The organism is Acinetobacter sp. 243_ASPC (genome assembly GCF_001054715.1).
In the GTDB taxonomy this organism is placed as follows: Bacteria; Pseudomonadota; Gammaproteobacteria; order Pseudomonadales; family Moraxellaceae; genus Acinetobacter; species Acinetobacter soli.
On the sequence record NZ_JVOR01000098.1, the window covers coordinates 77,546 to 86,250 of the forward strand.

General features: G+C 38.0%; 10 protein-coding genes and 1 pseudogene. 7 read left to right on the plus strand and 4 right to left on the minus strand.

All coding sequences use genetic code 11. The features are described 5' to 3' along the window. Positions 1-34: 34 nt before the first annotated feature. On the minus strand, positions 35-1,564 hold the full coding sequence (locus ADA42_RS13640) for a TerC family protein (RefSeq protein WP_048765729.1): 1,530 nt from the start codon (positions 1,562-1,564) through the stop codon (positions 35-37). 754 nt (positions 1,565-2,318) lie between these two features. Here ADA42_RS13640 and ADA42_RS13645 point away from each other — a divergent pair. Further along, positions 2,319-2,783, plus strand: a complete 465-nt coding sequence (locus ADA42_RS13645; protein ID WP_004938667.1) for a MarR family winged helix-turn-helix transcriptional regulator — start codon at positions 2,319-2,321, stop codon at positions 2,781-2,783. On the opposite strand, the pseudogene ADA42_RS13650 reads toward ADA42_RS13645, so the two are convergent. Continuing rightward, a pseudogene (locus tag ADA42_RS13650) lies at positions 2,780-3,016 on the minus strand (DUF159 family protein); the annotation flags it as partial. The gene ADA42_RS13645 and the pseudogene ADA42_RS13650 sit on opposite strands and share 4 nt — an antisense overlap. Before the next feature lie 161 nt (positions 3,017-3,177). Between ADA42_RS13650 and ADA42_RS13655 the strand changes: the two are divergent. The 6 genes from ADA42_RS13655 to ADA42_RS13680 all read left to right on the plus strand — a co-directional run bounded on the left by ADA42_RS13655 (position 3,178) and on the right by ADA42_RS13680 (position 7,942). Next, positions 3,178-4,395 (plus strand): tyrosine-type recombinase/integrase, encoded by a 1,218-nt coding sequence (locus tag ADA42_RS13655; protein ID WP_048765742.1) that lies wholly within the window; start codon positions 3,178-3,180, stop codon positions 4,393-4,395. A 62-nt stretch (positions 4,396-4,457) separates the two neighbouring features. Beyond that, positions 4,458-5,078 carry an SOS response-associated peptidase family protein gene (locus ADA42_RS13660; RefSeq protein ID WP_048765731.1) on the plus strand — a complete coding sequence of 207 codons (621 nt, stop codon included), beginning with the start codon at positions 4,458-4,460 and terminating at the stop codon, positions 5,076-5,078. An 83-nt stretch (positions 5,079-5,161) separates the two neighbouring features. Beyond that, positions 5,162-5,656: a LexA family protein gene (locus ADA42_RS13665; RefSeq protein ID WP_048765732.1), complete on the plus strand. Its 495-nt coding sequence runs from the start codon at positions 5,162-5,164 to the stop codon at positions 5,654-5,656. Then, on the plus strand, positions 5,653-6,951 hold the full coding sequence (locus ADA42_RS13670) for a Y-family DNA polymerase (RefSeq protein ID WP_048765733.1): 1,299 nt from the start codon (positions 5,653-5,655) through the stop codon (positions 6,949-6,951). The genes ADA42_RS13665 and ADA42_RS13670 overlap by 4 nt, the downstream gene beginning before the upstream one ends. Before the next feature lie 135 nt (positions 6,952-7,086). Beyond that, on the plus strand, positions 7,087-7,305 hold the full coding sequence (locus tag ADA42_RS13675; protein ID WP_048765735.1) for a hypothetical protein: 219 nt from the start codon (positions 7,087-7,089) through the stop codon (positions 7,303-7,305). 43 nt (positions 7,306-7,348) lie between these two features. After that, entirely contained in the window at positions 7,349-7,942 is a 594-nt protein-coding gene (locus tag ADA42_RS13680; protein ID WP_048765736.1) for a hypothetical protein, read from the plus strand. Between the two features lie 101 nt (positions 7,943-8,043). On the opposite strand, the gene ADA42_RS13685 is transcribed toward ADA42_RS13680, so the two are convergent. Both ADA42_RS13685 and ADA42_RS18090 read right to left on the minus strand, forming a co-directional pair. Further along, positions 8,044-8,442, minus strand: a complete 399-nt coding sequence (locus tag ADA42_RS13685) for a hypothetical protein (protein ID WP_048765745.1) — start codon at positions 8,440-8,442, stop codon at positions 8,044-8,046. Continuing rightward, positions 8,442-8,705 (minus strand): glycoside hydrolase family protein (locus ADA42_RS18090; RefSeq protein WP_152682187.1); only part of this gene is annotated, 264 nt, incomplete at its 5' end. The genes ADA42_RS13685 and ADA42_RS18090, both read right to left, overlap by 1 nt.

An 8,705-nucleotide genomic window follows, 5' to 3' on the forward strand; every position in this document is an offset into this window, starting at 1 on the left:
TCTCATTCATGAGAGCTTTTTTTTACATTTCAAATTAATCAGTTGGATATACAATTTTCACTAATTTGATTCGATTGCCGTCCATTTCAATCACTTCGAAGTAAATTGTTTCGTACACAATCGAGGTACCCACCTGCACTTCTGTTTGGGTCTTGTCTAAGATTAAACCTGCCACACTGATATAGTCAGCATGATCTGGCATCAGCTCAATCATGCCTAACTCTAGCTCAAGCTGGTAAAGATCTAATAAACCATTGGCATGCCACGTACGCTCATCGACTTTAATCAAATCCAGTTGTTCGTCGGCATCTGGAAACTCACCCGCAATCGCTTCAAAAACGTCTAGCGGTGAAATCAAACCTTGTACCACACCAAATTCATCACTGACCAAAACCAATGAACCTTTTGAGGTTCTGAGTGTATTAATTGCATCAATCACTTTCATTTTTTCAAAAATGAAAATAGGTCGCTGACGTTTGAGTACATTCGAAAGTTCATCTGGATCATCTAAGGCATCAATCAAATCCTTAGCACGTGCAATTGTTATGACTTTATCCAGACTTCCTCGACATACCGGAAACAGACTATGTGGCACTGAGAGAATTTGTTCACGGATAACGTCATGATCTTCATCGATGTTGATCCATGAAATTTGCGTACGAGGCGTCATGATCGAGGCCACCGAGCGTTCTGCAAGTGTCAATACACCTCCAATCATATAACGCTCTTCACTCACAAAAAGGCCATCCGTATCTTTTTTATCAATTGGCGTACTGATTTCGTCTTTTTCACCCATCAGTTTAAAAATTGCATTCGCAGTCCGATGACGCAATGGAATTTTGGCTTGATGTTTTTCCACATTACGCTGCGAAAACTGATTAAAGGCTTCAATCAAAATTGCAACGCCAATACCCGAATAGATATATCCTTTTGGAATATGGAAACCAAAACCTTCTGCAATCAAGCTAATGCCGATCAGCAACAAGAAGCTTAAGCACAAGATTACTACAGTTGGATGTCGGTTAACAAAGTTAGTCAATGGTTTAGATGCGATGAGCATGACAATGACGGCAACAACAACGGCTGTCATCATGACATAAATGTTATCGACCATACCGATCGCGGTAATGACAGAATCTAAAGAGAAGACTGCATCAAGTATAATAATCTGCGTTACCACTGCCCAGAAACTGGCATAGGCCACTGAAGAATTTGTTTTGATTTCAGGCTTGCCTTCCATTTTTTCATGCAGTTCTGTAACAGCCTTGTACACCAAAAATAATCCACCAAAAAGCAGAATTAAGTCGCGACCGGAAAAACTGTAATCGAAGATAAAAACCAAAGGTTTGGTTAAAGTAACAAGCCATGAAATGACAGACAATAATGCCAAGCGCATGACCAAAGCCAATGAAAGGCCAATCACGCGTGCTTTATCACGTTGTTCAGGAGGTAATTTGTCGGCCAAAATGGCAATAAAAACGAGATTATCAATCCCTAAAACAATTTCCAATACAATTAAAGTAAGCAGCCCCACCCATATTCCTGGATCTAAAAGAAACTCCATCTTTAGATCTCCATCTTCTTATTTAAGGATGAGTAACACAATAACCTACACGGCGACGGATCCATATGGATAACCTCTACTTTTGAAAAACTTAAAATCATTATGCATAATTTTTTAAGGTTTTTTTAATTTTTTTGTGATTTTTAAATATTTTTTTACGTTCAATTTTTTAATTAAAAACAACTTATCGTATTTCTTTGTAAAACTGACAAAACAATCATTATTGAGTCGTTCAAGTCTTTAAATCACCATTTATTTCACAAATTTTATTCATGTAAATACACTCAAGATGATTTTAAGTCAGCTTATTGATCAGTTTTTCTAATCAATTACTTGACATATGAAGTTGTTAAAATATCAAAAAATATGATCAATCTCTCAAAGTTACAAAATAATGTTTTAAGCATCAAATAAAAAGTAGAATTCATAAATTATAAAATCCGATAATGATTAAATAATAAACAATATATCAATATGATAAATATGGGAATTTTAATGAAAAAAATTGTGGGAATTTTATCGTGAGTTAAATTATTATTTAATTTATCTATATATTTTGTGTAATTTTTATAGCAAGAAAATTACTCTACTTTTACAATTTTTATTTAAGGCAAACTTAAATAATTTCTTTAAAGAATGACCAGTTAGGTTATATATTTTAAGCGCAAATTGAAAAAAATACGTTGCTTATAATTCAATATTTAAAATAAGATTACATTAAGGGATGAAAATTAAAACTGTTGAGGATGCAGGTATGACTAAAAAATATGATCGCTTCTTGCCATCAGAGAAGTCCTTCGACGTAAATAACTTTCCTTATTACTGGATCAGTCAAGTTCATGCCCAATATGTCATTAATATCGATAATGTGCTGAAAAAATACGGTCTCGATAATTCACGACGCCGCATCTTGCTAGCACTTTATTCAAGACCTAATGCCAGTGTTTCAGAGCTGTCTGAAATGGTCATCTCAAAAATGTCGACGACCACCAAAATTGTCTATCGACTTAAAGATGAAGGCTATGTAAATACCTACTCTTGCGATGGTGATGCTCGAATTACACGTGTAGTGCTTACCGATCATGGTATGCAAATGATACACAAGATTAATGATTTGACTGGCGCTGTACTGGAGCAGTCTTTCGAAGGTCTAACGCCTTTGCAAATTGAAAAGATGATTGATGGCCTAAAAATCCTGTTTAGAAACCTTTCCAATTAATCAAAAAAATTCAGTTGATTGGTTTGCTTAGTGCGATTGAGCTTAGGAACATAGGCACATTCAAACTCTTCAACTGGAAAACCTTCAATAAAAGATTCAATATCTGGAATGGTCAAACTAAGCCACTGATCCAGGCGCTCTTCGGGAATCACCACCACAGAGCGCTTTACATCGCCCGGCTCATGGAACTCTCTCATCATAGGATGATCAATCGCATCCATACTCAACATTGTTATTACCTAGATTTACCTAGTGTTTCCTGAAACTCTATCTATATGTTTTTACTGGATTGTTGTGGTTACTACGCGTCACCTAATGTGACATGACATTACTTTTATTTGTGAGTAATATCGTGAGTAAATCTATTCAAGCCATAATGGTGGTTACTCACATCATGTTAAACGACTTAAAAATCAAGCAATTAAAAGCTAAAGAAAAAGTATACCGCGTGGCTGATCACTCTGGTTTGTGTATTGAAGTTCGTCCGACAGGGAAAAAGTTCTGGCGGTTCCGATATCGTTTTTTAAATAAACCTCAAATGCTGACCATCGGGCAGTATCCTGAAATAAGCTTGTCGTACGCTAGAACCAAAACAAATGAATTCCGAGAACAGCTTGCTAAAAATGTTGACCCAATAGCAGTTAAAAAGACAGAGCGACTGGAAGCGATTCAATCTCAGTCAGAAACATTCCGAGCAATTGCACAGGAATTTTGTGATCATAGAAAGAAATCTAAATCAGCAAACTGGCTGTATGTGCGCACCCATGCTTATGAGGTAGATATATTTCCAGCAATTGGTGACAAGCCAATTAAAGATGTGAGCTCTGTCGATGTTAAAAACATTATGGATAACGCGATTAAACGCGTATTGAAATCAGGCAAAGGTACTGGAGAGAACAAGGCGATCTCGGTTAGACAGATTATTGCTGAGGTTATGCAGTACGCCATTATTTCAGACAGATTGGTCAATGATCCAACTTATGCGCTGCGCGGCTATATTCATACACCAGAAACAGAGAACGCACAGCCAATCAGCTCAAAAGATCGAAAGTTGATTATGCCGAGCATTAATAAATATCCCGGATCAATCAGTACCAAGAATGCGCTTAAGGCACTTATTTATACTATGTTGCGTACAGTGGAGGTTCGCAGAGGGTTGAAGGAGTATATTGACTTTGAGGCTCGCACTTGGACAATCCCTATTGCCTCCAAGTCAGATATTCTTGCTGGCAAGCGCAATATGAAAAAGAACCGTATTCATATTGTTCCACTGTCAGATCAGGTAATAGATATTCTGAAGGCGCAATTTGCTGCCTATCCTGATAGCCCATATATTTTTCCTGGCGTTAATAGCGATACGATGATTGGCCCCACGACACTTAATCAGGCATTTCGAAATATGGGATTGAGCCATATCACTATGCATGACTTTCGGGCTACCGCATCTACGGATCTGAATGAGGCAAACTATAATTCTAATTGGATTGAGTTGCAGCTTGCGCATGTGAAGGGAGATAAAGTGAAGGCGACTTACGATCATGCGAAATGGCTCAATGATCGTCGTAAAATGATGCAAGATTGGGCTGATATGGTTGATAGCTGGGAAGATTAAATATTTATCTAGCAAATATTAATCTAGAATTATTAGGATTTTTTTAAAAAACAGATTTGAGAATGTGTGCCAATTACAAACCAATAAAACGCTCTCAAGCCATACAGCTTGGATTGTTTGAGCCAACTTTCGATTACAAAGCGGATATTTATCCGGGTTATGACTGCCCTCTAATCTTCAGTACTGGCAATTCTATTGAGTGGCGTGAGGTAAAGTTTGGTCTGGTTCCTAAATGGGCCAAAGATTTGAAAATCTGTCGCAACACATACAACGCCCGGACAGAGACCGTTCATGAGAAGCCAAGCTTTAAAAACGCATGGGCCAAAAGTCAGTTCGCTTTGATTCCTGTTCAAACTATTTTTGAACCACGTTATACCGATGATGGCAAAGCTGAACGCTGGGGAATTTACCGCAAAGATCATCTACCTTTCACTGTCGCAGCCATTTATGAAAATGCTTTGATCGATGGCCAGCAAGTGCGATCAATGTCGATGCTCACGATCAATGCTGATAATCACCCGTTTATGAAGCAGTTTCACAAACCGGAAGATGAAAAGCGGTCAATTATCGTCATTCCAGATGAGTACCGTGAAGATTGGTTGAACTGTAAAAACGACGAAGCGCAAAATTTCTTTTTTGATATGAATATCAATGAGTTTACAGCGCGACATATGCCCCGATAGCTTCATATCAGAATTATCGATTTTAAATTCATTTCAGCTCTCATTTATCATCTTGAAATCGTAACGATATCAAGAGGTGAATCATGAGCAATTTGCAACCGTTTTTAGAAGTTAAGACCAACCTCAGGCCAGACATCTTCAATGATGTGCTATCAGTCACTCTGGTAACACCAACTACTCTGTTATCAATACCGTATGCAATAGAAAAGATTTCAGCAGGCTTCCCCTCCCCGGCTCAAGACTATATCGATAAACGTCTAGATATGAATGAACACTTGATCAAAAACGAGTGCGCAACGTTCATTGTGAAAGTTGGATCTCTGTCAATGCTCAATGCAGGTATTGATATTGATGACGAGCTGATTGTAGATCGTAGTTTAGATGCAAAGCACCAAGACATAGTGGTTGCATTGATCGAGAATGACTTCACTGTAAAGCGATTGATGATTGATGAATCAGGTCGCTGGTTAAAAGCCGAGAACCCGGACTATAAAAATATTCATTTCAACGAGGGACAAGAACTCATTATCTGGGGTGTTGTCACATTCATTCTAAAGAATGCGCGTAGAAAGTCATGAAGCACGATTCAAAAGTTTTTGCACTTGTTGACGTCAATAACTGTTACGTCAGTTGTGAACGTGTGTTCAATCCAAGTTTAAACAACAAACCTGTCATTGTATTGAGCAACAACGACGGCTGTGCAGTTGCACGTAGCCAAGAAGCGAAAGACCTCGGTATTAAGATGGGCGTACCACTTTTCAAGATCAAAGACATCGTGCAGCAGCATAATGTTGAAGTGCTTTCGAGTAACTATGCACTGTATGCAGAAATGTCTAGACGATTTCATAAGATACTGCTCGATTTTGTTACTGAGTCTGAGCAAGAGATCTATTCAATTGATGAATGCTTTCTGGATCTGACAGCGTATGAGCAAAACTATGACTTGACCGATTATGCTCATGAGATGAGAAATAGAATCCAAAAATGGATTGGATTGCCAGTCTGTGTGGGGATCGGACGTAGCAAGACACAAGCAAAAATTGCGAATCACATGGCGAAGAAAGGCAAACGTTTTGATGGGGTTTGTAACTTAGTCAGTATGGAGCCAAAACACCGGGATTATTTTTTTTCAATAATAGATGTGAGCGAAGTTTGGGGAGTCGGTCGTAAGCATACAAAAAAGCTGCAAAGTATGGGAATTAATACTGTTTATGATCTGACTTGTATCAGTCCACAGGAAATGAAAAAGTTATTTTCTATCGTCATGGCTCGAACTGTTTCAGAACTTCAAGGCACATCATGCATCGAGATTGAACATAGTCCAGATTCAAAAAAACAGATCGTTGCGAGCCGTTCATTCGGTAATAAAGTGACTCAATTGGATGATTTGAAAGAAGCAATCAGCATGTATGCACAAGATGCGTGCTCAAGATTGAGATCAGAAAAATTGTTGTGTGGCTGCATACTCGCTTTTGTTCAATCAAATCCCTTCGACCCGAACGTGTCCTTCTATAATAAATCTGTGAGCTATACATTTCCCGAAGCGACTGACAGCGCGTTAGATTTAGTGCAGGCTGCTACAGTGATGATCAGCCACATATTTAAAGAAGGTATCAAATATAAGAAGTGTGGTGTGATTCTGACGTGTCTGGAGCCTAAAGCTGGACACACTTATGATTTGCTCACAGACATGAACGAGATTGCGAAAAAAGAAAAGCTTATGAATGCGCTAGAAAGCGTGCATGAGAAATTTGGGAAGAAAAAGCTCGGTGTCGGACCATGCTTTTTGCCAAACCGTGGATGGTCGATGAGTCGAGATAAATTAAGTAAAAATCCATTTAAATGGGATGATTTGTTAGTCATTAATCAATAGAAGCCAATCGCTCACAAAATATTGTATAAAGTAAAGAATAATCTAAAAACTTATTGACGACTAATTATAATTAGTCTATATTTAAATCATAGACAGAGACAAAGGGTCTCAGTCAAAAAGCAAAGGGCTTTTAAAATGAATACTATCAAAATCTCAAAACCATTCGTTAAATCTTTCAATTCATTATTAAACGGTGAAGTTGTTTCCTACTCACCTCGCAGTCTTAAAGTTGCTATTGGTAAAGATGCTGTAATTGTAAGCAAAGAAGTTATGGATGAAATCGTTAATACTTCAAATGCTTATGGCGACAAATTTTCACTTGTTGTTTCAGCATGGAACGCAGTAGAAAAATAATACTTATGGCTCAGAAATGAGCCTTATTTTTTGTGAGAAATAAATGATTAATCAAATTGAATTGCTTGAAAAGCTTGGAATTGCTGCATTTGGTAATTCTTGGAAAGCTTCACTCGCTGATGCTCTGCCTGTTGCAAGACCAACAGTTACCGACTGGCTTTCAGGTAAAAAACCTATACCAGTCGGTGTCTGGTCAGATATTCAAAAGATTTTAGAAAGTCGATTAATGGCTATGCAGGGCGCAATTCTTGAAATTAAAGAACAACGACATTTAATCATTGTTGAAGAGATGAAGCGCAAAGGCAAAGCTTATATTGATGATGCTTTTTCAGAATACTTATATGCAATGTCCGATAATGAAATTATGGGTCTTTTATCTGCATATAAAGAAGAGTTCTTTAAGTTATCGGAAAAATATCCAAATGATACCTTTGTAGATATGTCAGTTATCAAAGATGCTATAGATTTCAATTATTGCATTCGCGATCTAAACGGTAATTTGGATTTATCTTTAGCTGAAGATTGTGCACTGTCCTATTTTAACAATATGAAAACTGCCAAGACTTTTAATCTTGATGCAAACTTCATGATAGAACGATCTAAAGAGATCCTTGAGAGTAAAATAGCCCTCAATTGAGGGCTTTAACTATTGCCCCATGCCGCGCTTTACACTCGTTGTATTTCGCAACAGTATCAATAGACCAGAGCAAGACCGCTTTACCCTGCCCTAACTCTAATTCATTGAGATCCGGGCAAGGTTGTTTTAGATTCGCTGGTATGTCCGGCTTTAACAAGACTGTTGAGCTCGTGCATGCCGTCAGAATCAAAACAGCTATTGATATACAAAGGACGCTCAACGATCTTTTGCACTGTACGTGTAACAGTTTCGACTTTTGCTTGTCGCTCTGATTTGAGTTGTTCATAGTCTGCGCTCGCTTGATTTGCTTTAGCATTTGCTTCATTTAATGCTTTGTACTGTGCTTGCTCGATTGCTTGTATGCGTTGCTGACATTTCGTTTCAGCATCTTTAAGCTTTCCAGTTTTGACATTCAGAAGCATTAGTGTGATTAGCAATAAAAAAGCGAGCAGTCCGATAATGATTGCTCGCCAGTATTTTAAAACAATGTATAACTGCATCATGAGTTGGCCCCCATGCACTTGTTGTATCGATCAACTTGCCGTGTCCATACGCCATAGCAATTGTTTGAACGAATTGAACAATCACGCTTTGCAACGTATTTCCACTTCAACAATGACTTGCATGCAGCGACGTACTGCCCAGCTTTTAAATTGCGAAGCATTGATGAGCCTTTCCACGCACTAATGCCATATTGATAAACGAAGTCATTATAAAGGTCGTATTCAACTTGAGAGACTTTCACATTTTTCAAAGTTGCATT